Annotated in this window: 26 protein-coding genes; all 26 read right to left on the bottom strand. The window is 61.7% G+C overall.

The window, feature by feature from the left end; translation table 11 throughout:
- Positions 1 to 56: 56 nt before the first annotated feature.
- The 26 genes from C8K58_RS32395 to C8K58_RS12300 all read right to left on the bottom strand — a co-directional run bounded on the left by C8K58_RS32395 (position 57) and on the right by C8K58_RS12300 (position 24,032).
- Complete coding sequence (locus tag C8K58_RS32395; protein ID WP_158277074.1) at positions 57 to 1,376, bottom strand: YncE family protein; 1,320 nt, start codon at positions 1,374 to 1,376, stop codon at positions 57 to 59.
- Positions 1,377 to 1,506: 130 nt separating this feature from the next.
- Positions 1,507 to 2,643, bottom strand: coding sequence for a flagellar biosynthesis protein FlhB (flhB, locus tag C8K58_RS12420; RefSeq protein WP_027603865.1), 1,137 nt, complete (start codon positions 2,641 to 2,643; stop codon positions 1,507 to 1,509).
- 3 nt (positions 2,644 to 2,646) lie between these two features.
- Positions 2,647 to 3,432, bottom strand: coding sequence for a flagellar biosynthetic protein FliR (fliR, locus tag C8K58_RS12415; RefSeq protein ID WP_092355178.1), 786 nt, complete (start codon positions 3,430 to 3,432; stop codon positions 2,647 to 2,649).
- A gap of 4 nt (positions 3,433 to 3,436) precedes the next feature.
- Complete coding sequence (fliQ, locus tag C8K58_RS12410; protein WP_027603863.1) at positions 3,437 to 3,706, bottom strand: flagellar biosynthesis protein FliQ; 270 nt, start codon at positions 3,704 to 3,706, stop codon at positions 3,437 to 3,439.
- An 18-nt stretch (positions 3,707 to 3,724) separates the two neighbouring features.
- The gene (gene fliP, locus C8K58_RS12405) at positions 3,725 to 4,468 is read right to left on the bottom strand and encodes a flagellar type III secretion system pore protein FliP (RefSeq protein ID WP_027603862.1); all 744 of its coding nucleotides are present in this window, start codon (positions 4,466 to 4,468) and stop codon (positions 3,725 to 3,727) included.
- The gene (fliO, locus tag C8K58_RS12400; protein ID WP_108573773.1) at positions 4,468 to 4,902 is read right to left on the bottom strand and encodes a flagellar biosynthetic protein FliO; all 435 of its coding nucleotides are present in this window, start codon (positions 4,900 to 4,902) and stop codon (positions 4,468 to 4,470) included. Before fliO ends, fliP begins: the two co-directional genes overlap by 1 nt.
- Position 4,903: 1 nt before the next feature.
- Positions 4,904 to 5,371 carry a flagellar motor switch protein FliN gene (gene fliN / locus C8K58_RS12395; protein ID WP_027603860.1) on the bottom strand — a complete coding sequence of 156 codons (468 nt, stop codon included), beginning with the start codon at positions 5,369 to 5,371 and terminating at the stop codon, positions 4,904 to 4,906.
- Between the two features lie 38 nt (positions 5,372 to 5,409).
- The gene (gene fliM, locus C8K58_RS12390) at positions 5,410 to 6,378 is read right to left on the bottom strand and encodes a flagellar motor switch protein FliM (RefSeq protein ID WP_027603859.1); all 969 of its coding nucleotides are present in this window, start codon (positions 6,376 to 6,378) and stop codon (positions 5,410 to 5,412) included.
- Positions 6,379 to 6,387: 9 nt separating this feature from the next.
- Entirely contained in the window at positions 6,388 to 6,894 is a 507-nt protein-coding gene (gene fliL, locus C8K58_RS12385; protein WP_065924962.1) for a flagellar basal body-associated protein FliL, read from the bottom strand.
- 329 nt (positions 6,895 to 7,223) lie between these two features.
- Positions 7,224 to 8,561 carry a flagellar hook-length control protein FliK gene (locus tag C8K58_RS12380; RefSeq protein ID WP_027603857.1) on the bottom strand — a complete coding sequence of 446 codons (1,338 nt, stop codon included), beginning with the start codon at positions 8,559 to 8,561 and terminating at the stop codon, positions 7,224 to 7,226.
- 86 nt (positions 8,562 to 8,647) lie between these two features.
- Positions 8,648 to 8,992, bottom strand: a complete 345-nt coding sequence (locus C8K58_RS12375; RefSeq protein ID WP_065940558.1) for an Hpt domain-containing protein — start codon at positions 8,990 to 8,992, stop codon at positions 8,648 to 8,650.
- A gap of 30 nt (positions 8,993 to 9,022) precedes the next feature.
- Positions 9,023 to 10,741: a fused response regulator/phosphatase gene (locus C8K58_RS12370; RefSeq protein ID WP_108573772.1), complete on the bottom strand. Its 1,719-nt coding sequence runs from the start codon at positions 10,739 to 10,741 to the stop codon at positions 9,023 to 9,025.
- Entirely contained in the window at positions 10,738 to 11,043 is a 306-nt protein-coding gene (locus tag C8K58_RS12365; protein WP_027603854.1) for an STAS domain-containing protein, read from the bottom strand. Before C8K58_RS12365 ends, C8K58_RS12370 begins: the two co-directional genes overlap by 4 nt.
- A gap of 95 nt (positions 11,044 to 11,138) precedes the next feature.
- Positions 11,139 to 11,588 carry a flagellar export protein FliJ gene (gene fliJ, locus C8K58_RS12360; protein WP_027603853.1) on the bottom strand — a complete coding sequence of 150 codons (450 nt, stop codon included), beginning with the start codon at positions 11,586 to 11,588 and terminating at the stop codon, positions 11,139 to 11,141.
- Positions 11,589 to 11,591: 3 nt separating this feature from the next.
- Entirely contained in the window at positions 11,592 to 12,950 is a 1,359-nt protein-coding gene (gene fliI / locus C8K58_RS12355; protein WP_027603852.1) for a flagellar protein export ATPase FliI, read from the bottom strand.
- Positions 12,940 to 13,704, bottom strand: coding sequence for a flagellar assembly protein FliH (gene fliH / locus C8K58_RS12350; protein ID WP_027603851.1), 765 nt, complete (start codon positions 13,702 to 13,704; stop codon positions 12,940 to 12,942). The genes fliI and fliH overlap by 11 nt, the downstream gene beginning before the upstream one ends.
- Before the next feature lie 10 nt (positions 13,705 to 13,714).
- Complete coding sequence (fliG, locus tag C8K58_RS12345) at positions 13,715 to 14,731, bottom strand: flagellar motor switch protein FliG (protein ID WP_017527617.1); 1,017 nt, start codon at positions 14,729 to 14,731, stop codon at positions 13,715 to 13,717.
- Complete coding sequence (fliF, locus tag C8K58_RS12340; protein WP_027603850.1) at positions 14,724 to 16,502, bottom strand: flagellar basal-body MS-ring/collar protein FliF; 1,779 nt, start codon at positions 16,500 to 16,502, stop codon at positions 14,724 to 14,726. The genes fliG and fliF overlap by 8 nt, the downstream gene beginning before the upstream one ends.
- A gap of 16 nt (positions 16,503 to 16,518) precedes the next feature.
- Positions 16,519 to 16,848, bottom strand: a complete 330-nt coding sequence (gene fliE, locus C8K58_RS12335) for a flagellar hook-basal body complex protein FliE (RefSeq protein ID WP_010208741.1) — start codon at positions 16,846 to 16,848, stop codon at positions 16,519 to 16,521.
- Between the two features lie 128 nt (positions 16,849 to 16,976).
- Complete coding sequence (locus C8K58_RS12330) at positions 16,977 to 18,353, bottom strand: sigma-54 dependent transcriptional regulator (protein ID WP_108573771.1); 1,377 nt, start codon at positions 18,351 to 18,353, stop codon at positions 16,977 to 16,979.
- A 4-nt stretch (positions 18,354 to 18,357) separates the two neighbouring features.
- Entirely contained in the window at positions 18,358 to 19,569 is a 1,212-nt protein-coding gene (locus C8K58_RS12325; RefSeq protein ID WP_108573770.1) for a PAS domain-containing sensor histidine kinase, read from the bottom strand.
- Positions 19,570 to 19,679: 110 nt separating this feature from the next.
- Positions 19,680 to 21,155: a sigma-54 dependent transcriptional regulator gene (locus C8K58_RS12320; protein WP_027603847.1), complete on the bottom strand. Its 1,476-nt coding sequence runs from the start codon at positions 21,153 to 21,155 to the stop codon at positions 19,680 to 19,682.
- A 168-nt stretch (positions 21,156 to 21,323) separates the two neighbouring features.
- A complete protein-coding gene (gene fliT, locus C8K58_RS12315) occupies positions 21,324 to 21,620 on the bottom strand; it encodes a flagellar protein FliT (RefSeq protein ID WP_027603846.1) in 297 nt (98 codons plus the stop codon).
- A 41-nt stretch (positions 21,621 to 21,661) separates the two neighbouring features.
- Positions 21,662 to 22,066 (bottom strand): flagellar export chaperone FliS, encoded by a 405-nt coding sequence (fliS, locus tag C8K58_RS12310; protein ID WP_027603845.1) that lies wholly within the window; start codon positions 22,064 to 22,066, stop codon positions 21,662 to 21,664.
- A gap of 140 nt (positions 22,067 to 22,206) precedes the next feature.
- Positions 22,207 to 23,598 (bottom strand): flagellar filament capping protein FliD, encoded by a 1,392-nt coding sequence (fliD, locus tag C8K58_RS12305; protein WP_027603844.1) that lies wholly within the window; start codon positions 23,596 to 23,598, stop codon positions 22,207 to 22,209.
- An 80-nt stretch (positions 23,599 to 23,678) separates the two neighbouring features.
- Positions 23,679 to 24,032 carry a flagellar protein FlaG gene (locus C8K58_RS12300; protein ID WP_027603843.1) on the bottom strand — a complete coding sequence of 118 codons (354 nt, stop codon included), beginning with the start codon at positions 24,030 to 24,032 and terminating at the stop codon, positions 23,679 to 23,681.
- Between the last annotated feature and the right edge of the window lie 23 nt (positions 24,033 to 24,055).

Raw genomic sequence — 24,055 nt, 5'->3', positions numbered from 1 at the left:
TAGGCAAGGAGTGACGACGAATGGCAGGCCACTCGCCTGCCTCGGCTTTTACGTCGTTACTCGCTGGAGAAGCACACCCACAGGTCGCCGTTGGACTTCTGGGTTTCCATGCGATGAATGAAGGGTTTGAAAATAGAAATACTGTGATCCAACGTCCAGCCTTGCGCGTCATACACGTCAATCCGTCCGTGCTCTTCATAGGACCCGGTGTATACCCACTTCCCGTCCGGACTCACGGCCAATGACCGCACAGACAAACGCTGATTCTCCTTCTCTCTGCCGGTCTTCGTGTCGATGACACTGATAATGTCACCGCCGTATGCATACAGCCGCTGGCCATTGGCACTCAAGGTCAGCCCCCAGGCCGGGTGCTTGGATATTTTTTCGACGCGCTCACTGACAGGATCGAACCTATAGACCCCAGCCCCTTCGCCCAGCACGCCAAGACAAGCCACATAGACATGGCCGTCGTGCGGATTGCCCACGGTGTCGAACGTGATGGCCCCAACTGGTATTTTCTTGATCACTTCCTGCGACGCCCTGTCGACAATGATCAGCGAAGCTTCAGCGTTCCCAGGGCCACCCCACGCACCAACATAAATCTGGCCGCCATCGCGACCAAGCACCAGCCCCGTGGCGTATTCCTCAATGACAGCGCCTGGCAATAGCTCTTTTTCCTGCACATCAACGATGAACAAATGGCTATACAGCCAATTGCATGCATATAGAAACCGCCCGTCGGGGCTGAACCCTCCCAGCTTTTCAATGAAGACGGGATAGTTATCGACGAGGCTGATTGTCTGAAGATCGATCTTCGCAATGCCATTGACCCATTCGGCATGCAGATACCGGCCATCCGGACTGAACAGAAAACTGCCAATATTGCCCTCGATCATATGAACCACTTCGGCGGCCGCCGTGAGGGTGGCAATGCAGGGTTCGACCCTGATATCGATGTTCACATAGACACGTTCATCGTTCTTCTTCACGGGCACCCCCAAGTACAACAGGCGCTGGGCATGCACGCGGACGATGGCTTGGCGGGTGGCCTGACGCAGGCCCGAGCGACCTTGCTTGACCTGATAGCTCAACACATGCGGGCCATGGGTGAGCCGTTCGGCCGCTACCGAAAACTTGATCCCGGCCTGCAGCGGGTCACCTTCGAGCTTATGGCTGGCAATCACCTCGCCGTCCAATATCAGCTCAACAGCACTGTCGGCTTGGCCAAAGGTCTCACGCACATGCACATCGAGACCTTTGTTCGGATAAAAGCCGTGCTGGGCAGCCTGCTTGTCGACCGCATTGCCGGGACGTCGCCGCTGGCCAGGAAGGTTGATCGCAAGGAGAGGAAGGGGTTTGGTTGAGGAGCCGCTCATGGGGGGAAATCCCTCTGCATGGATGGGAATCCCATGTAACGCTCAGAAGTGCCAGCTCACAACTGTCAAACTTGACAGGTAGGCGGCATTTACCGACAGACTGAAACACCGCAAGCACGACAACCCTGCCTCAGGAGTCGCGGCGCAACTCAGGCGGGATCGGCAGATCCTTGAGCGGATCCGGGCGCTTGCCCTTGCCCGCGCGGTATTGGCGAATCTGATAGACATACGCCAACACCTGGGCCACGGCCAGGTACAACCCCGCCGGGATTTCCTGGTCAAGGTCGGTGGAGTAGAAGATCGACCGCGCCAGCTCCGGCGACTCCAGCAGCAGGATGTCGTGGGCCACGGCGATTTCGCGGATTTTCAACGCGGTAAAGTCGCTGCCCTTGGCCAGCAGCATCGGTGCGCCGCCCTTCTCCGGGTCGTACTTGAGGGCCACGGCGTAGTGGGTCGGGTTGGTGATGACCACGTCGGCGTCGGGCACCGAGGCCATCATCTTGCGCTGGGACATTTCCCGCTGCAGCTGGCGGATGCGCTGCTTGACCTCGGGGCGGCCTTCCTGGTCCTTGTGCTCGTCGCGCACTTCCTGCTTGGTCATCAGCAGTTTCTTGTGGCTTTCCCACAACTGGATCGGCGCATCCACCGCCGCGATGATGATCAGTCCGGCGGCCATCCACAGCGCACTCCAGCCCACCACCTGCACGCTGTGGATGATCGCCGACTCCAGGGGTTCATGGGCGATGCGCAGCAAGTCGTCGATGTCGGACGACAACACCATCAGCGCCACGAACAGAATCAGGATGAACTTGGCCAGGGCCTTGAGCAGCTCCACCAGGGCCTTGGCGGAAAACATGCGCTTGAGACCGGCCGCAGGGTTCATGCGGCTGAACTTGGGCGCCATGCTGCCGGCGGCGAACAGCCAGCCGCCGAGGGCGACCGGGCCGATCAGCGCGGCCAGCAGCAGGGTGATCAGGATCGGCTGCACCGCCAATATCGCGATCTTGCCCGAGTGCAGCAGGTATTGACCCATGGAGCCAGGGTTGAGCAGCACATCGCGGGGCAAGGTGAAGTTGTGCTTCATCAGCTCCATCAAGTCCAGCGCCAGGCCACCGCCATAGATCAGCAAGGCACCGGCTCCGGCCATCATGGTCGCAACGGTATTGAGTTCCTTGGAACGGGCAATCTCGCCCTTTTCCCTGGAGTCCTTTTTACGTTTCTCCGTGGGGTCTTCTGTCTTGTCCTGACCACTCTCGCTCTCGGCCATGGCTCAGCGCGCCCGTGCCAGATCACGTAGGAACTGCAAGGCGTCGGTCGCCAGCGGTTGATACTGATTGAGAATGTCAGCCAGGCCGACCCAGAAAATCCCCATGCCCAGCACCAGGGTCAAGGGGAAACCAATGGAGAAAATGTTCAGCTGTGGTGCCGCGCGGGTCATGACGCCAAACGCGATGTTGACCACCAGCAGCGCGGTGATCGCCGGCAATACCAGCAACAGCGAGGCGCCAAGCACCCAGCCGAGGCGCCCGACCACTTCCCAGAAGTGATTGACCACCAGCCCGGAGCCCACCGGTAAGGTGGTAAAGCTTTCGGTCAACACCTCGAACGCCACCAGGTGACCGTTCATGGCCAGGAACAGCAGGGTCACCAGCATGGTCAGGAATTGCCCGATCACCGCCGCCGACACGCCGTTGGTAGGGTCGACCATGGAGGCGAAGCCCATCCCCATCTGGATCGAGATGATTTGCCCGGCAATCACAAACGCCTGGAAGAACAGTTGCAGGGAAAAACCCAGCATGGCGCCGATCAGAATCTGTTCGGCGATCAGCATCAGGGCGCTGAGGTCCAGGGCATTCACCGGCGGCATGGGCGGCAAGCCCGGCACCAGCACCACGGTAATGGCCACGGCGAAATACAGGCGCACCCGGCGTGGAACCAGGGTCGTGCCGAACACCGGCATGGCCATCAGCATGGCCGTCACCCGGAACAACGGCAGGATGAACGAGGCCACCCACGTGCTGATCTGGGTGTCGGTCAATGCCAGCAAGGACTGCATCGGGTCAGCCGATCAACTGCGGAATACTGCCGTACAGCTGCAGGATGTATTCCATGAAGGTTTGCACCAGCCACGGGCCGGCGACAATCAGGGTGATCAGCATCACCAGCAGGCGCGGCAGGAAACTCAAGGTCTGTTCGTTGATCTGGGTCGCGGCCTGGAACATCGCCACCAGCAGGCCCACCAACAGGCTCGGCACCACCAGCACGGCAACCATCACGGTGGTCAGCCACAGTGCTTCACGGAACAGGTCGACGGCGACTTCTGGGGTCATGCTGCTTCACCTAACACATCACACCCCTCCGAAACTGCCGGCCAACGTGCCGATAATCAGCGCCCAGCCGTCCACCAGCACAAACAGCATGATCTTGAACGGCAATGAAATAATCAGCGGCGACAGCATCATCATCCCCATGGCCATCAGCACGCTCGCCACCACCAGGTCGATGATCAGGAACGGGATAAAGATCATGAAGCCGATCTGGAACGCGGTCTTCAGTTCCGAGGTGACGAACGCCGGCACCAGGATGGTCAGCGGCGCCTGGTCCGGAGTCGCGATGTCGGTACGCTTGGACAGGCGCATGAACAACTCAAGGTCGCTGGAACGGGTCTGCGACAGCATGAAATCCTTGATCGGGCCCTGGGCCTTGTCGATCGCATCCTGGGCAGTCATTTTTTCGGCCAGGTACGGCTGCAGGGCTTGCTGGTTCACCTTGTCGAACACCGGCGCCATGATGAACATCGTCAAGAACAACGCCATGCCGGTGAGGATCTGGTTCGACGGAGTCTGCTGCAGGCCCAGGGCCTGACGCAGGATCGAGAACACAATGATGATCCGCGTAAAGCTGGTCATCAGCATGACAAACGCCGGGATAAAGCTCAGCGCGGTCATGATCAGCAGGATCTGCAGGCTGACCGAATACTCCTGGGCCCCCGCCGCGTTGGTACCCAGCGTAATCGCCGGGATCGACAACGGGTCGGCGGCCAGCGCCAATGGCGTGGCCAGCAACAGCATGAGCGTCAATAAAACGCGCATTACTTCTTATCCTTCTGATCCTTGCCCAGCAATTCCATCAGGCGCTGGGCGAATTCTGGCGTGGCGGGCTGGGATTGGGTGGTTGGCACCGGGGTCTTGAGCACATGCAGCGGCGTGATTCGGCCGGGGGTAATGCCCAGCAGGATCTGTTCCTCGCCCACTTGCACCAGCACCAGCCGGTCACGCGGGCCGAGGGCGCGCGAGCCGATCATTTCGATGACCTGGGCATTGCCCGGGCCGATGCTCTGCACGCGCCGCATCAGCCAGGCCAACACGAAGATCAAGCCGACCACCAGCAACAGGCCCAGCACCAACTGCGTCAGTTGCCCGCCAACGCTGCCGCCGACGGGCGCAGCGGCAACCTGGGCTACCGGCTCCGCCGCCCACACCGCCAATGGCAGCGCGGCGAACAGTCCCACCATCAGCCGTTTCATATCAGCGCAACTTCTTGATGCGTTCGCTTGGGCTGATCACGTCGGTCAGGCGGATGCCGAACTTTTCGTTGACCACCACCACTTCGCCGTGGGCGATCAGGGTGCCGTTGACCAACACGTCCAGCGGCTCACCGGCCAGGCGATCCAGCTCGATCACCGAGCCCTGGTTGAGTTGCAGCAGGTTACGGATGTTGATGTCGGTGCTGCCCACTTCCATGGAGATCGACACCGGGATGTCGAGGATCACGTCCAGGTTCGGCCCATCGAGGGTCACCGGGTCGTTGTTCTTCGGCACGCTGCCGAACTCTTCCATGGGCAGGCGATTACCCGCTGGTGCTGTGGCGGCATCAGCGGCCAGCAGTGCGTCGATATCGTCCTGGCCGACATCGCCGGTTTCTTCCAGGGCCGCAGCCCACTCGTCAGCCAGGGCCTGGTCTTCGGCGGAAGTGTTTTCGTGTTCGGTAGCCATTACATGTCCTCGGCGGAGCAAACATTCATAAATAGGGATCAGCGACGGTTGATCGGCTCAACCACTTGCAAAGCGAGGTTGCCCTTGTGGGACCCCAGCTTGACCTTGAACGACGGCACGCCGTTGGCGCGCATGATCATTTCGTCCGGCAATTCGACCGGGATAATGTCCCCCGGCTGCATGTGCAAAATATCCCGCAGGCGCAACTGGCGCCGGGCCACGGTAGCGCTCAGCGGCACGTCGACATCCAGCAGGTCTTCGCGCAGGGCCTTGACCCAGCGTTCGTCCTGGTCGTCCAGGTCGGACTGGAAACCGGCGTCGAGCATTTCGCGCACCGGCTCGATCATCGAATACGGCATGGTCACGTGCAGGTCGCCGCCACCGCCATCGAGCTCGATGTGGAACGTGGACACCACAATGGCCTCGCTCGGCCCGACGATGTTGGCCATGGCCGGGTTCACTTCCGAGTTGATGTACTCGAAATTGACTTCCATGATCGCCTGCCAGGCTTCCTTCAAGTCAATGAAGGCCTGCTCCAGCACCATGCGCACCACGCGCAATTCGGTAGGGGTGAATTCACGGCCTTCGATCTTGGCGTGACGGCCGTCACCGCCGAAGAAGTTGTCCACCAGCTTGAACACCAGCTTGGCGTCGAGGATGAACAGCGCGGTACCGCGCAATGGCTTGATCTTGACCAGGTTGAGGCTGGTGGGCACGTACAGCGAGTGCACGTACTCGCCGAACTTCATCACTTGCACGCCGCCCACCGCCACGTCCGCCGAGCGGCGCAGCATGTTGAACATGCTGATCCGGGTGTAACGGGCGAAACGTTCGTTGATCATCTCAAGGGTCGGCATGCGTCCACGGACGATGCGATCCTGGCTGGTCAGGTCATAACTTTTGACGCTGCCGGGCTCGGCAGCCATTTCAGTCTGTACCAGACCGTCGTCGACGCCATGCAACAGCGCGTCGATTTCATCCTGGGACAGCAGGTCCTGCACGGCCATGGGGTGATCCTACTGCAATACGAAATTAGTGAAGAGCGCCTGCTCGATCACGACTTTGCCGAGCTCCTTCTGGGCCACTTCCTGCACGCTGGCAGTGACCTTCTGGCGCAGCATTTCCTGGCCCACCGGGGTGGCCAGGGTGTCGAAACTCTGCCCGGAGAACAGCATCACCAGGTTGTTGCGGATCACCGGCATATGCACCTTGAGGGCATCCAGGTCCGACTGGTTACGCGCCAGCAAAGTGATGCTCACCTGCAGGTAGCGTTGACGACCGTTCTGGTTGAAGTTGGCGACAAAGGCCGGAAGCATCGGCTCGAAGATTGCCGGTTGCTTGGCGTTAGTGGCGGTTTCGGCGGCAGGTGCCGGCTTGCTGGCACTGCTGTGCATGATGTACCAGGTGCCGCCCACCGAGGCGCCGATGGCCAGGAGCAGGCCCACGACAATCATCAGGATAAGCTTGAGCTTGCCTTTGCCTGCGGGTGCGGGTGCTTTTGCTGCGTCGTCGCTCTTCGCCATGCCAATAATCCGTCACTATTCGGGGATTCATAGATCTACGGAAAGGCAAGAGCAAGTGTTATGCCAGAGTTGTCTGGCTGAGCGCAGACAGAGGAACGCCACAAAAAAATGTGGAAGGGGGGGGGGCTGTGGTGGGGGGCTTGCTCACCGACAATGGGACTGCTGCGCAGTCCAGCGCGGGGCAAGCCCGCTCACCACAGCAACCCCGCTCACCACAGCAACCCCGCTCACCACTGCAAGCCAGCTCACCACAGCAAGCCAGCTCACCACAGCAAGCCTACCCACCACAGCAAGTCCGCTCCCACATTTTGTCCTATGCCAGACTCACATCAGGCGTAGTAGTCGACGGCGCTGGAGCCGATCACCGTCGAAGTCACGGGCGCCACGGCTTCGGCCACTTCAATGTGGCTGCCGCTGTCGCCGCTGTCGCCACCCCGCCCGCTGCGACTAACGCCCCCCGTCTGCGCCTGCTGTTGCTGTTGCTCCTGGCCACGGGACTGGTCGGACACGTTCACATCCACCTGGCCCATGCCCTGCTGGGCGAACATCTCGCGCAAGCGACCGGACTGGCTTTCCAGGGCTTCGCGCACCACCGGGTGAGCGCTCATGAAGTTGACCTGGGCCTGCTGGTCGGCGGTCATGTTGACCTTGATGTCCAGGCGCCCGAGCTCAGCCGGCTGCAACTGGATCTCCGCCGACTTGAGGTTGGCGCTGGAGAGGTACATCACACGGTTGACGATCTCGTCGGTCCAGCCGCTCTGATGCATGGCCAGCGGCGCATTCGTCACCGGCGGCAAGGCATTCGCGGTTTTCGGCGTGGCCGCCTGGGTCAATGCGGCCAGGCGGTTGGCGAAGTCATCGACGCGGGTGTCGCTGCTGGCCTCCTTCAAGTCCTTGAGGCCGCCTTCGATCAAGCCACTGAAGGCCTTGTCGCCGCCCTGGTCCGTACTGTCCTTGGTGGCTTGCTGGTCGACCATGGTGGCCAGGCCGGCGGCAAAGTTCTGGGCGGCGGTTGGCTGGTCCTGGGTGGTCGTCGGGGCAGTTTTGGCCGGTGCCTGGCTGCTGGCCGACACGTGCCCGCCCTGCTCCATTGCCAGGCGTACGGCCGGCATGGCGTCCAGGGGATCGGCCTCAGGGTCGAAGGCCGGCGTGGCGTCCTCGGTCGCTGCGATTGGCGCCGCAACCACGGGTGCGGCCTTGTCATCCTTGGCAGCGGCTGCGGGGACCGGGGTTTCCACCGGCACCGGCACCACCACCGGGGTGACCGTGGCAATCAATGCCGGGTCGACCACCGGGTCCACGGGAGGCTGCTGCGCCAGGGCCGGATCCACAGGTGCAGCGTCATCCTTGCTGGCAGTGTCGTCGGACGATGCCGCAGGCTTGGCAGGCAAGGTATTGCCGCTATCGGCAACCGCTGGCGTGGCGGCGGCAGGTTTGTCGTTGCCCGCCGCAGGCTTGGCGCTGGCATCGACAGGCTTGTCCCGCGTGGGCTTGGCCGAGTTGTCATCAGCCTTGACCGTGGGTTTGGAACCCTGGCTGGCGAACACCTGAGCGAAGCCTGGGCCCTTGTCCCGTGGGTCCGCAGCCACTGCCGGTGGATTGACGGCAGGCGCTTGAGGCTTGGCCGCAGGGGCAGCCTGGAGAAGCGAATTCGGGGCGACTGGCATAGGTAAAGGTCTCCACTGCATGGGGATCGGGGATGCAGTATCAGGAGGTAGAGCAAGAGTCGGGCCAGGTTTTCACACGGATGGAATCAAATCTGGAACCGCTGCCGCTCCGACTCATACATCGGCTTCACCAAGGCAAACTCATGATCGATCTGGTCCACCAGCGCCCCCAGGTCCGCCGCGGCCTCAGCGGACTCCGCCTCCAAGCGCTGGCACAGGTGCGCCAACCGCACTGCGCCGAGGTTGCCACTGCTGCCCTTGAAGCTATGGGCGATACGCCCCAGTGCCTTGGCGTCGTCCCGCGCCTTGCGCAACGCTTCGACGCGTTTCTGGGAGTCATCGAGGAAGGTATCGAGCAGCTTGGGATACTCGCCTTCCATGACCTCCTGCAAACCCGACAGCACGTCCGGGTCCATATGAATCTCAGCCACTTGCTCGCTCCTTGATCAAGAATCGGCGGATTATGCCAGAGCCCCCCAGCAAAACTCTACGCAGACACTGCGTCCGCCGTCGGACCAGCGCACCTGGCTGCTGAGTTGACGCACCAGGCTCAGGCCTCGACCTGACAGGCCATCGATGTCCAGCGGCCGGGCCAGCACCTGCTCCACGTCGAACCCTGGCCCACTGTCTTCAAGGCGCAGGGTCATCTTGCCGCCCGCCTCGGTGGGCACCACCTGCACATGCACGCGCACATAGCCACTGCTCAACTGCGCCAGGCGGTCATTGCGCTGGCGATAATACTCGGCAAAGCCCTGGGCATCGCGCTTGAGCCGCGAGTCCAGGCCCAGCACGCCATGTTCCAGCGCATTGGAATACAACTCGGCCATGACGCTGTAGAGCGCCCCGCTCTGCTCGCGCAGCCCCTGGATCTCCAGCAGCAGTTGCAGCAGGTAGGGCAAGGGGTTGTAACGCTTGAGGGTTTCGGCCCGAAATTCGAAACTCACCGACCAATCGAGCGGGCATGTCTGGCCGCTGTCGGCATACAGCAGCCCGGTCGCACGCAGCGGCTGCCCGGGTTGCAGGATGATTTCCACCATACTGACATCGTCCCGCGCCTCCCCGCGAAAAGCCGCCAGGGCGCGCTCGATGTCGTCGAAGAGCCGGTCGGGCTCACGGTTGGCGGCAAACACCTGCTGCAAGCGCTCGACGCCAAACAGCTGGTCATTGGCGTCGGCGGTGTCCAGCACACCATCGGAGAGCAGGAACACGCGGTCACCCAGCGCCATGGGCCAGACCTCGGTGCGATCATCAAACGCCTCCGCCGACAGCACCCCCAACGGCAAATGCCGCGGCTGCAGCGGCGTGCGCCTGCCGCTGGCGACTTCATGCACATAGCCTTCGGGCATGCCGCCGTTCCACACCTCCACCACCCGCCGCTGCGTGCTCAGGCACAGCAGGGTGGCGCAGCAGAACATGTCCACCGGCAGGATGCGCTTGAGCTTGGCATTCATCTCCCGCAGGATCTGCGCCAGGCCGTAGCCCTTGGCAGTCATGCCGTAGAACACTTCCGCCAGGGGCATGGCGCCCACCGCCGCCGGCAGGCCATGGCCGGTGAAATCGCCGAGCAGCACGTGCATGTCGCCCGACGGCGTATACGCCGCCAGCAGCAGGTCGCCGTTGAACAGCGCATAGGGCGATTGCAGGTAGCGGATATTCGGCGCCGCGTTAATGCAGCCGGAATGGGCGACTTTATCGAACACCGCCTTGGCCACCCGCTGCTCATGCAGCAAGTGGTCATGGTGCCTGGCGATCTGGTCGCGCTGCTGCAGCATCGTCGCCTGCAGCCGGCGCAGGCGGTCCATGGCGTTGATCTTGGCCGCCAGGATCAACTGGTTATAGGGCTTGGGCAGGAAATCATCGCCGCCGGCATCCAGGCACTCGGCCAGGGCGGCACTCTCGCGCAGGGACGTGAGGAAGATGATCGGCACCAGCTCCTCCCCCGCCAACTGCTTGATCCACCGCGCGGCGGTCAGGCCATCCATCACGGGCATGATCGCGTCCATCAACACCAGTTGCGGACGCTCGCGCGCGAATAGCTCAACGGCCTCCTCGCCATTGGTTGCAGTGAGCACCTGGTGCCCCTGGCGTCGCACAATGGTCGACAGCAACAGCAGGTCGGCGGCACTGTCTTCGGCGATCAGGATCGTCAGCGGCTCAACCGCGGGGGCCAGGGCGCTCAATTGATGTCGAACAATTTGTCGAAGTTGGAGATGGCGAGGATCTTGCGCACATCGGAGTTGGTGTTGATCACCTGGACCTCCGACTCCTCGCCGCCGGCATGGTCCCTCAACAGCAGGAGCATGCCCAGGGCCGAACTGTCCATGTAAGTGGTTTCCTTCAGGTCGACCACATACGACTCAGGCACCTTGTAGAAACGCTCGTAAGCCTCACGAAACGCCTGGTGGCTGCTGAAATCGAACCGACCCTTGATTGCGATCGTCAACTTCTTCCCGTCCAGGGATACTTCTGACTCAATTGACATGCGACTGCTTCCTTGTCATAGGCATAGACACAAGGTGTAGCAGGCGAATGGGATACCAGCAACACAGCAGATCAAATGTGGCAGGCGGGCAACCGTCAGTATTGTGATTGGCGCGGCAGGCGCTGGGACAATTCGTCGAGCAATTTCTGCTCGCGCTTGTCTTCCAATGCCCGCGCTTCGTCGATGTAGCGCTGCACCAGTTTGCGCAGGCCCTCGACGCGGGCGAAGGCTTGCTGCCAGCTCTCGCGGGCCTTGTCGAGGTTGTTCTGGTGCCAGGCCAGGCTTTGGCGCTGCTGGCCGACGGCCGTCTCGAGCTGATTGAGAAAGCCCTGGTAACCCATCAGCCATTGCCCCGACACACCTTGGGTGCCGCGTTCGATCCATTGCTGCTGGTACTCGCCACGAAAACGCTCCAGGTCGCCCAGCTTGCTTTCCGCCAAGCGCACCTGGCCCTGGAAATACCCCAGGCGCTGGACCGCGGTTTTCTCGGCCTTTTCGGCCATGTCGACCACCGGGGCCAGGCGCGCAGCGCGGCTGTTGGCCATGGCTTAGCCGCCCGGCGCAGGAGCGAAGATCGAACCCAGGTGCGCTTCGCTTTCACCCATGCTGATCTTGTCGTTGAGGCCCTGGCGCAAGTAGGTCACCAACTGCGGTTGCAGGGCGATCGCCAGGTCGGTGTCGCGGTCGCCGCCGGCCACGTAGGCACCGACGCTGATCAAGTCGCGGCTCTGTTGATAACGCGACCACAGCTGCTTGAACTGCTGCGCGCGGGCCATATGCTCCGGCGTGACCACCGCCGGCATGACCCGGCTGATGGACGCTTCGATGTCGATGGCCGGGTAGTGCCCCTCCTCCGCCAGACGCCGCGACAGCACGATGTGGCCGTCGAGCACACCCCGCGCCGAGTCGGCGATGGGATCCTGCTGGTCATCGCCTTCGGACAATACGGTGTAGAACGCGGTGATCGAGCCGCCACCGGCCTCGGCATTACCGGCGCGCTCCACCAGTTTGGGCAGCTTGGCGAACACCGACGGCGGATAGCCCTTGGTGGCCGGGGGCTCGCCGATGGCCAGGGCGATTTCCCGCTGGGCCTGGGCGAAACGGGTGAGCGAGTCCATCAGCAACAGGACGTTCTTGCCCTTGTCGCGAAAATATTCGGCGATGCGTGTGCAGTACATGGCCGCGCGCAGACGCATCAGCGGTGCATCGTCCGCCGGCGACGCAACGACGACCGAACGCTTGAGGCCTTCTTCGCCGAGGCTGTGTTCGATGAACTCCTTCACCTCGCGGCCCCGCTCGCCGATCAGGCCCACCACGATGATGTCGGCCTCGGTAAAGCGCGTCATCATGCCGAGCAACACCGACTTACCCACCCCCGTACCCGCGAACAGGCCCAGACGCTGGCCGCGGCCGACCGTCAATAAACCGTTGATGCTGCGAATCCCCACGTCCAGCGGCACACTGATGGGGTTGCGGTTGAGCGGGTTGATGGTGGGGCCGTCCATCGGCACCCAGTCTTCGGCTTTCATGCCGCCCTTGCCGTCCAGTGCGCGACCGGCGCCGTCCAGCACCCGGCCGAGCATGCTCATGCCCATGGGCAGGCGGCCGGTGTCGGCCAGGGGCACCACACGGGCGCCGGGGGCGATGCCGGCCAGGCTGCCGACGGGCATGAGGAAAATCTTGTTGCCGGAAAAACCCATCACTTCGGCTTCGACCTGCACCGGATGGTAGCTGTCGTCGTTGATCACCATGCAGCGGCTGCCCATGGCGGCCCGCAGGCCCTCGGCTTCGAGGGTCAGGCCGACCATGCGCAACAGGCGCCCTTCGAGGATTGGCTGGCCGGGCAATTCGGTGGCCTCGGCATAGCCGCCCAGGCGCTTGGCGAAGCTGGTGCGATCAAGGCGCATCGGGGGCGTCCAGGTCCACGCTCAGGTCCGGTTCGGCCGGGTTCAGCGCCTGCTCGTGTTGTTGATCAAGCAGCTTGGCCATGATCTGGCTGATGCGGGTTTCCACCGTGGCATCGATGCGGCTGTGCTCGGTCTCGACCCGGCAACCGCCGGGCTGCAGCGCCGCATCTTCGACGATGCGCCAGGTTTCTTCATGGCGCTCGCGCATCGCTTTGACCTGTTCGAAGTCCTGCGGGTTGATGTACAGCCGCACATTACCGACGCCCAGGGGCAGCAACTTGAGGGCTTCGCGCATCACGCTTTCGATCTGGCTGGAATCCAGCACCAGTTCGCGCTGGATCACCTGGCGGGTGATGTGCTGTACCAGGCCGACCATGGATTTTTCGATCTGCGAATCCTGCTCGGCGATGGGCGCGAACAGGTTGCCCATCAGGCGCTCCAGGCTGGCCAGCTTGACGCTCAGCGCCGCCTCGGCCTCCTGGCGCACCTTGAGGGTAGTGCTGCGAAAACCGTCTTTCTCGCCAGCGGCGAAGCCTTCGTTGTAGGCCTCCTGACGGATGCTTTCCAACTCTTCCAGGGTCAGTGGCTGGACTTCCTCCAGCGGCACTTCTTCCATTTCCACCGGCGGCTCTTCGACCGGTTCCGGCTCGGGCTCGGGCACATGCGGATCGAAGCTGGGCAACGACCAGATGTCGAACCCACCGACGTCCCGTGCGCGAATCAGATCGCTGGGCGCCTCATCTTTGTTCGACATGGGGAGCGCCTTAGATCATTTCTTCGCCGCCCTTCCCACCGAGAACGATTTCTCCGGCTTCGGCCATACGGCGGGCAATGGTGAGGATTTCTTTCTGCGCGGTTTCCACGTCGCTGACGCGCACCGGACCCTTGGCTTCCAGGTCGTCGCGCAACAGCTCGGAGGCACGCTTGGACATGTTCTTGAAGATCTTCTCCTTGACGCCTTCGTCCGAGCCCTTGAGGGCCAGTACCAGCACGTCGGAGGACACTTCGCGCAGCAACGCCTGGATGCCACGGTCGTCGACATCGGAGAGGTTGTTGAACACGAACATGAGGTCTTCGATCTGGCCGGACAGGGTGTCGTCGATCTCGCGGATCGAGTCCATCAACTGGCCTTCGACCGAGCTGTCGAGGAAGTTCATGATGTCGGCCGCGCGCTTGATACCACCCAGGGTGGTGCGCGAGGCGTTCGAGTTGCCCGAGAACTGTTTCTCGAGAATCGTGTTGAGTTCCTTCAGGGCCGCCGGCTGCACGGTGTTCAGCGACGACACGCGCAGGATGATGTCCAGGCGCACCTTATGGTCGAAGTGGCCGAGGACTTCACCGGCCTGGTCCGGGTCGAGGTAGGCCACCACGATTGCCTGGATCTGCGGGTGCTCGTAGCGGATCACGTCGGCGACCGCGCGCGGTTCCATCCACTTGAGGCTGTCCAGGCCACTGGTGTTGCCGCCCAGCAGGATGCGGTCGATCAGGCCGTTGGCCTTGTCTTCGCCCAGGGCCGAGGTGAGCATCTTGCGGATGTAGCTGTCGGAGCCGACGCCCAGGCTGGTCTGGTCGCCGACGATCTCGACGAACTCGCTCATCACCTGTTCGACTTGCTCGCGGTGCACATTGCGCATTTGCGCCATGGCCACGCCCACCCGCTGGACCTCTTTGGGGCCCATGTGGCGCAGCACTTGGGCGGCGTCGGTTTCCCCCAGGGACAGCAGCAGGACTGCGGCTTTGTCGACCCGGGAGAGCTTGGCAACAGCGGCTCGATCACTCATCTGCGTTAATCCACTCTTTCACGACCTGGGCCACACGGCCCGGGTCTTCTGCTACCAGACTTTTGATTGCGTTCAACTGCGCGTCATAGCCTTCGCTCGGGCTCGGCAACAGGATGCTTTGCGGGCCGCCGAGGCTGACGCGGTCGTTGGCCAGTTCGCCGTCCAGGCCGCCCATGCCACCCAACTCGACATCGCTGCCACCGAAGGCCGCCAGTTGTTTCTTGCCGTTGCCGGTGATGTTGTTGAGCACCGGGCGCAGCACGCCGAACACCAGCACCAGGATGAACAACACACCCAGCACTTGCTTGACGATGTCCCAGAACCACGGCTGGGTGTAGAACGCCGCTTCGGCGATCACTTCGCCACGCTCGGCGGAGAACGGCATGTTGATCACGCTGACGCTGTCACCCCGACTGGCGTCAAAACCAACGGCGTCCTGCACCAGGCGTGTGAAGCGCGCCAATTCGTCGGCGCTCCACGGTGCACGCGTTACAGCACCGTCAGCGGCGTTGACCTTGACCTGGTCATCCACCACCACCGACACCGACAGGCGATTGACGCGACCCTGCTGCTGCTTGGTGTGGCTGATGGAACGGTCGAGTTCGAAGTTCTTGGTGGACTGGTTACGCTTGTCCGCCGGGTACGGCGCGAGCATCGGCTGGCCGGTGGCCGGGTCCATGATCTGCTGGCCGTTGGCATCCAACAATGGCTGGCCAGGCTGGATCGCGCCCGCGGTGGCTGCGGCGCCACCGGTGGTTTGCGGCGCCGAAGCCGGGGCCGGCGGCTGGTTGCTCAGGGCACCGGGCACACCTTGCGGGCCATTGCTGGCGGTACGTTGTTCGCTGGTCGATTGCTCACTGCGCAGGGCCGGCTGGTCCGGGTTGAACTGCTCGGAGGTCGACTCGACGGCGCTGAAGTCCACGTCGGCAGACACTTCCGCCTTGTAGCGGTCATTGCCCAGCACCGGTTGCAGGATGTTGTGCACACGCTGGGTGAGCATGCTTTCCATGCGGCGGCTGTAGTCGAACTGCTTGCCGGCCTGGGTCAGCGCGGAGTTTTCGGCCATGTCGGAGAGCAGGTTGCCCTTCTGGTCGACCACGGTGATCTGCGACTTGCTCAGTTCGGGAACGCTGGTGGCCACCAGGTTGATGATCGCCATGACCTGGCCAGGCTCCAGGGAGCGGCCGGAAAACAGTTCGACCAATACCGACGCACTTGGCTTGCGCTCATCGCGCACAAACACCGAGCTTTTCGGAATCGCCAGGTGCACGCGGGCACCCTTGACGTTGTTCAGGCTGGAAATGGTGCGCGCCAGCTCGCCTTCAAGGCCACGACGGTAGCGGGTGGCTTCCATGAACTGGCTGGTCCCCAGGCCCTGGTCCTTGTCGAGGATCTCGAAACCGATATTGCTGTCGGACGGGGTCACGCCGGCGGCGGCCAGCTTCATGCGCGCACGGGCCACATCGTCGGCCTTGACCAGCAGGGCGCCGGAGTTGGGCTCCACGGTGTAGGCGATGTCGGCGGCGGCAAGGGTTTCCATGATCTGCTTGGAATCCATGCCCGCCAGGCTGCCGTACAACGGCCGGTAATCGGGTTGCTGCGACCACAACACCACGGCAAAACCAATCGCCACGCTGGCAGCCAGGCCGACCATCAGGCCCACCTGACGCAGCATGGTCATTTCCGAGAGGTTTTCCAGGAACGACAGGCCAAACAGCGGCGGCTTGCCGTCTGTCTTGGCGGGTACGTTGTCGGAGACTGCTTCTGCCATGACTTAAATCTCGCCCTTAAACCGGCATCTGCATGATGTCTTGATAGGCCTGAACCAGCTTGTTACGCACTTGGGTCAGGGCCTGGAAGGAAACGCTGGCCTTTTGCGAGGCGACCATCACATCGGTGAGGTCCACGCCGCTTTTGCCGATCTCGAACGCATTGGCCAACTGGCTGGAAGCTTGCTGGGTATCACTGACTTTGTTGATGGCCTGGCCGAGCATGTCGGCGAAGCTGCTTTGGCCCAATTCCGGCGCTGGCGCGACGGATTTCGGTTGAGCCATGGCATCCATCTGCATGGCGCGCATATCCAACATCAACCGATTGAACTCAATACCCTGGCTCATGACCTTCTCTCTCCAACCTGCAATTTTTTGACACTACGCAGCGATTACTAGGGGAGGTAGCAACAAGGGTGCCAGATCCGCATCAGCTCGTAAGAAAAGGCGACAAACATTGTCGACCTTCTTACCGGTTACGTGGCGAATAGATACGCTTCCACATCCATTCCGGCGTCACGCATCTGCGCCAGCTTGTAGCGCAGGGTGCGCGGGCTGATGCCCAGGCGCTCGGCGGCCTCTTTGCGCCGACCGCGCTCGGCGCGCAGGGTGTCGATGATCATCTGGAATTCGCGGCGACGCAGGTCGTCGCCGAGGGCGCCGGCCGATTCAGCCTCTGCAACCACCGGCGCGGGCGCCAACGTCGGCAATGGCGCCGCGCCACTGCCCATGGCCAGGCAGAAATCCTGGGGCTGGATCAAGCCGCCCTGCTGCAGGATCAGCGCGCGCTGGATGGCGTTGTCCAATTCCCGCACGTTACCGGGCCATGGATAACTGATCAGGCAGGCCTGGGCTTGCGCCGACAGCCGCGCCTGGGCGTGCTTCATTTTTTTGACGTGGTTGTTCAGCAGGCGCTCGGCCAGCGGAATGATATCTGCCGGGCGTTCACGCAGCGGGCGCCAGGCCAGGGGGAACACCGAAAGCCGATAGAACAGGTCTTCCCGGAAGCGCCCCGCCGCCACTTCGCCGGCGAGGTCACGGTTGGTGGTGGCGACCACACGGATGTCCAACTGGATCGGCTTGCGCGCGCCCACCCGCTCCACTTCGCGCTCTTGCAGCACCCGCAGCAACTTGGCTTGCAGGCCCAGGGGCATTTCCGAGATTTCATCCAGCAAAATCGTGCCGCCATCGGCCTGTTCGAACTTGCCCGCCTGGGCCGCGATGGCCCCGGTGAACGAACCTTTTTCATGACCGAACAGGGTGGCTTCAAGCATGTTGTCGGGGATCGCCGCGCAGTTGATGGCGATAAACGGTTGCTGGGCGCGGGTCGACTGCTGGTGGATATAACGCGCCAGCACCTCTTTACCGGTGCCGGATTCGCCGGAGATCAGCACGGTGGAGTCACTGCGCGCCACGCGGGCCGCCAACTCGAGCAATTGTGCACTGGCCGGCTCGAAGGCGATCGGGCCCTCGCCTTCGTTGGCCGGGATTACCCCCAGGGCGTGACGGGCCACCAGTTCGATCAGGGCTTTAGGCTCGAAGGGCTTGACCAGGTAATCCGCGGCGCCCTGGCGCATCGCGTCCACGGCACGCTCCACCGCACCGTGGGCGGTCATCAGCAACACCGGCAGCTGCGGCTGGCGCGCACGCAGCAGGCCGAGCAACTGGTGGCCGTCCATGCCGGGCATGTTCACGTCGCTGACCACCAGGCTGAAGGCTTCCTGCGCCACCGCGTCCAAGGCGTCCTCGGCAGAACCGACCGCCCGGTAGTCATGGCCCGCCAACAACAGCGTGTCAGCCAATGCTTCACGCAGGGCGCGATCGTCTTCCACCAACAGAACCTTGATAGCCATATCCTTACTCCGCGCTTGCCGCGCATGAAAACAGCGGCAAGGTCATCAATGCACAGGTGCCACGCCCAACGCGGGAATGCAGCTGCAATTCTCCCTGATGGGCACGCGCCACCGCCTTGACCACGGTCAGGCCCAGGCCGGTGCCGTTGGTTTTGGTGGTGAAAAAGGGTTCACCCAGGCGCTTGAGCACCACCGGGTCGATACCGCTGCCGCTGTCGCTGATGCACAGGCGCAGGGTTTGCTCGCGGTTGTACAGGTGCACCTTGAGCCGCGCGCCGGGACCGCTGGCCTGGGTGGCGTTTTCGATCAGGTTGAGCAGCGAGCCCACCAGGGTGTCGCGGTTGCAGAGCAGCTCGCCGAGGTGACTGTCGCACTGCCAGCGCACGTGCACGTCCTGGATATGGGCAGCGGCCGCCGCTTGCAGGGCCTGCATCAGCTGGGCCGGCGTCACGCGGTCGGTCAGCGGCAATTCGCCGCGGGCAAACACCAGCATGTCGCGGACCTGGTGCTCCAATTCATGCAGGCGCTCCTTCAGGCGCCCGGCAAAGCGCTGGTGCGTGGCGGCGGGCAATTGCTCATCAGTCAAATGACTGGCGTAGATCAACGCAGCCGACAACGGCGTACGGATCTGATGCGCCAACGAAGCGACCATCCGCCCCAACGAGGACAAACGCTCATGGCGCGCCAACTGGTCTTGCAGATGACGGGTTTCAGTCAGGTCGTTAAGCAGCACCAACTGGCCCGGCTCCGCATCCAGGGAACGGGTGGCGATGGACAGGCGGCGCCCGTCCTTCAGGGAGATTTCGTGGCCATCGTCCTCACGCGGCGCAAAGCAGCGGGTGATGACATGGCGCCACAGCTCGCCTTCCAGCGGCAGACCGAGCATGTCGCAGGCCGCCGGGTTGGCTTCACGCACGCGGCCTTCTTCATCGATGACGATCACGCCACCGGGCAACAGCGACAACAGGTTTTGCAGACGATTGGCCAGGCGCTCTTTCTCGGCCAACTCTGCCATGCGCTGGGCGCTGACCACGGCCAGTTCGCCTTTCAGCTCGGAGACCCGGGCTTCCAGCAGGCTGTAGGAGTCGGTCAGCTGGCTCGACATCTGGCTGAACTGCGAGAACGCCTGTTCAAGACCCTGGCGGGTCGGCGGCTCGACAGGCGGAACCAGCCCCTGGATGGCAGGGGCCGAAGATAGTTGGGCGGCGTGGGGCATGATGCTCTCTCGCTTGGCTGACCGTCAGTTAAACGGAACGTTGCGAGGGCTGTAGCAATAGTTGTGCCGAAAAAAAACCGCTGAAATATCAGCGGCTTGGAAAACAGGCGTCAATCATCTGCCTGTTCATCACCTTCTTTGCGGCTCATTCCGTACTTGCGCATCTTCTCCACCAGGGTGGTTCGACGGATGCGCAGGCGCTCGGCGGCACGGGCGACGATGCCGTTGGCGTCGTCCAAGGCCTGCTGGATCAACCCCTGCTCGAGGTTGCCGAGGTAGTCTTTCAAGTCCAGGCCTTCGGGCGGCAGCATGGCGGTGGAGCCGAAGTCCGGGGTGTGGCCGTTGATGGCAACCCGTTCTTCCATGTCGCTGCGCAGGCTGTCGACCAGTTGCTCATCTTCGTCGTCGACGTAGCGGAATTTCTTCGGCAGCTCGACCACGCCGATCACACCGTAGGGATGCATGATCGCCATGCGCTCCACCAGGTTGGCCAGCTCCCGGACGTTGCCCGGCCAGCCATGGCGGCACAGGGACATGATCGCGGCCGAGTTGAAGCGGATCGAACCGCGCTTTTCGTGCTCCATGCGCGAGATCAGTTCGTTCATCAGCAGCGGGATATCTTCCACGCGCTCACGCAGCGGGGCCATCTCGATCGGGAATACGTTGAGGCGGTAGTACAGGTCTTCGCGGAAGCTGCCGACCTCGATCATGCTTTCGAGGTTCTTGTGGGTCGCGGCGATGATGCGCACGTCGACGCTCTGGGTCTTGTTACTGCCCACGCGCTCGAAGGTGCGCTCCTGCAAGACGCGCAGCAGCTTGACCTGCATCGGCAACGGCATGTCGCCGATTTCGTCGAGGAACAGGGTGCCGCCGTTGGCCAGCTCGAAACGCCCGGCACGGCTGGTGATCGCCCCGGTAAAGGCGCCCTTCTCGTGGCCGAACAATTCGCTTTCGAGCAGCTCTGCCGGGATCGCTCCGCAGTTGACCGGCACAAAAGGCCCGTCGCGGCGCTTGGAGTGGTAGTGCAGGTTGCGCGCGACCACTTCCTTGCCGGTGCCCGACTCGCCGAGGATCAGCACGCTGGCGTCGGTATCGGCCACCTGCTGCATCATCTGGCGCACGTGCTGGATGGCACGGCTGGTGCCGACCAGACTGCGGAACAGGTTGGGTTCGCGGTGGCGACCGCGCTCGCGGGCCTGGTCGTACATCTCGCGATAGACCTGGGCACGGTGCAGGGAATCGAGCAGTTTGCTGTAGCTGGGGGGCATTTCCAGGGTGGAAAGCACACGACGGCGCTGGTCTTCGGGCAGGTCGACAGAAGAAATATCGCCTATTAGCAACACCGGAAGGAACTCATCCCAGGTTGACAGTGTCTTTAACAAGCCCAAAACAGCGCCAGGAGCGTTTACCGTCCCGATCAGCACACAGATGACTTCACGGCTCGATGACAATGAGCTGACTACCTGCTGCCAGTCATGGCTGCCGCAGGGCAGATTTTCTTCGCCAAGAAAATTCAAAATCACCGCTAAATCGCGGCGGCGGACGCTATCGTCATCGATCAGCAGAATTTTGGTTTCACGCCACATGCAATAGCAACTTCCCTAGTAAAACGCTCTGCCCAGTGTAGGGGCAATCGAGACGGCCGTAAGACTTCTTACTTTATAGACGTCTGAAATCTGAAAACAGCACTAGTTAAGTCAAAAAAGCTGGCACGGTCAAATTTATGACGCGCCGTTCGGATTAACTGCGCCTGTTCAGCCGAACAAATGGTAAACCTTTGACGCGTTCTTCGCTTGGTTGATCTGCGACATCTCTTCAAAAATCGCCTGGCGCTCGCCCGTCGTCACCTCAAGCAACTGCTGGTATACCGCCAACAGGCTCTCAAGCTTTTCACGCAACGCATCCTCATCCACCGGCGCTTCGCTGAGCACCTCGTCGATCACGTTGCGACAGCCCATGTCCAGCTCGCCAATGGCGTCCCAGTTACGGTCTGCCAGCGCGCCGATCAGCGCTTCACGGGTTTCATCAATGCGTTGCAATGCTTGGCTCATGACGTATTCCTCAAGGCCCTCAGGCCCTTCTCTGCTGCGCCTTACTCGGTTGCAGCCTGTGGCACAGCGATGGCATCCCAGCCTTCTTTCACGGTAATCAGCAAACGGGCGACTTCGTCGATCATGTCGGCATCGTTATGCAGGTTCGCTTCCATCAGACGGTTGGTCATGTACGCATACAGACTTTCCAACTGCTGGACGTAAGCCGGGTTGTCACTCTTTTCAGCATTCAGGCCGTCGCGCAGGCCGATCACGATATCGATGGCCTTGCCCAGCATCAGGCCCTTCTGGGCGATGTCGCCACGCGCCAGCGCCCCCTTGGCCTGGGCCATACGGTCCAGCCCGCCTTCCATCAGCATCTGCACCAGGCGATGTGGGCTGGCTTCGGAGATCTGAGCATGGGAATTGACCTTCTGGTATTGGCGAAGGGCTCTCATGGGATTCATGTTTCTACCTCGTGACAGGCGACAGCGAAAAGGATTCTAGTAACCAATATGTCGACTGACCCGCAAAAAGCTTTAGGGCCAGTCGTACCCCGATAAAAAAAGCCAGGCAGTTTGCCTGGCCTTTTTGCATCAGCAGGGGATCAAGAATTGGTTTTGACGTTGTTCAACGCATTGAGTGTGGTCATGACACTGGTGCTTTGCTGACGCAATTGGGCGACCAGGGTGTCCATGGCGTTGTATTTGGCCGACAGGCTGCTGGTGAGCAGGGTCATGCGCTCGTCGAGCGTGGCTTGATCCTTGGTCAGATCCTTCAACGTGTTCGACAAGGAGGTAGAGCGCGTCGCCAGGATCCCGGTGCTTGCCTTGGCAAAGTCATCCGTGGCGCTTTTCATCCGCGCCAGCATGCCGTCTTTGCCACTGAACATACTGTTGATGTCGGCCCCGTTGGTTTTAACCGCCGCGTCCCACTTTTTGTCATCAATCGCCAGCAGACCAGTGGTCGAACTGGTGGTCACGCCGAACTGAGCCAGGGACTTGAAGGCCCCGTTGCCCGACAGCGCGTTGAACTCATTGCGGATCGTGCTCTGCAACGAACGCATGGTCGAGTCACCCGTCAACGCTGCCGCAGTGGTGCTGCCGTCCAGGTTCGTGGTGACCTTGGTTTCGGCGTTCATCGCTGTGATCAGGGCGTTGTAGGTGTCAATGAACCCCTTGACCCCGGACTTGAGCGCGGTGTTGTTGGTGCTGACGGTGATGAGCGTGGCGTTCTTTTCACCCTCACTGCCCGTTTTGTAAGTCGACGTAGCTACCAGCTTGATATCCACGCCACTAAGAGCACCAGTGATGGTGTTGGACTTGGATACAGACGCAACCCCATCAATGCTGTATTGCGCATCCTTGGGAGGATCAACGACCGTGGCGCCCACATCCAGCCCCGAGGTGCCAGACAGCGTGAGGTCCGAGCCCGTCCCCATATTGGTAGAGGTCAGGATCAATCGAGAACCGTTGGAATCGGTCTGGATGTTGGCACTCAGCCCCGACGTACCAAACTGCGTATTGATCGAGTCACGTACCTGCTGCAGGGTCGCGCCGGCTGGAACGCTGAGGTCGTAAGCCTTGCCGGACTGACTGATGGTCAACGTGGTCGGCTTATCCGTCGCGTTGACAACCGTCGAAGTGCCACCGCTGAAGATCTTGCTCGACAGCTTGGACGCCTGGGCCAACTGGTCGACGATCAACCGGAAGCTGCCGTTCGAGGCCGTATTGCTGGCCGTCATGGTCGCGGTCTTTTCATCCGACGACGAACCGCTCAAACCGGTGAAGCTGCTGTCCTTGGACATGGTGTCCAGGGCGTTACGAAACGCATCCAGCGCTGCCTGAACCTTGCCGATCGAAGAAAGCGTGGTGGTCGCTTTCGCGGACGCGGTATTGATCTGCGTCTGCTTGGGCACCTTTTCGGCGTTAACCAAGGATGTCACGATCGCTTGCGTATCGATATTCGAACCGATACCACTTACCGTTGAACCCGCCATCATCTATCTCCTGTTCGGTGGCTGCCGTTATCTTGACTTATTACGCCTCAAGCCACGACAGCAACAAGTTTCATGCCAGCTCAGACTTTGTCGTCAAACAACAGGTTGCTTGCGCTGGAAAGGTTCTGTGCCAGCTTCAATGCCGTTTCCGACGGGATCTGGCGAATCACTTCACCACTGTCGGTGGCGATGACCTTGACCACCACACGGTGGGTGGAGTCATCAATGGAAAAGTCCAGTTTGCGCTGGGCCGCTTGTACGAATTCGCGAATATCAGTGACTGCTTTTTCCAGGTCGGCACGCTCAGGCTCTTTGCCTGTGGCCGGTGTTTCCTGGACTTTGGTGACGCTTTTGTCAGTTGCTGCTATCGGTGCAGGCGCGCTTTTAGGTGCAACCGGCGGATAAGACTGGTTCAGCTTTACACTCATGTCCATGTCCAATCTCCTCTAAACCGAAA

The sequence above is a fragment of the Pseudomonas sp. GV047 genome, from assembly GCF_003058245.1.
In the GTDB taxonomy this organism is placed as follows: Bacteria; Pseudomonadota; Gammaproteobacteria; order Pseudomonadales; family Pseudomonadaceae; genus Aquipseudomonas; species Aquipseudomonas marginalis.
Note: the sequence above shows the minus strand (reverse complement) of the source record. Positions and strands in the feature narration are given on the sequence as shown.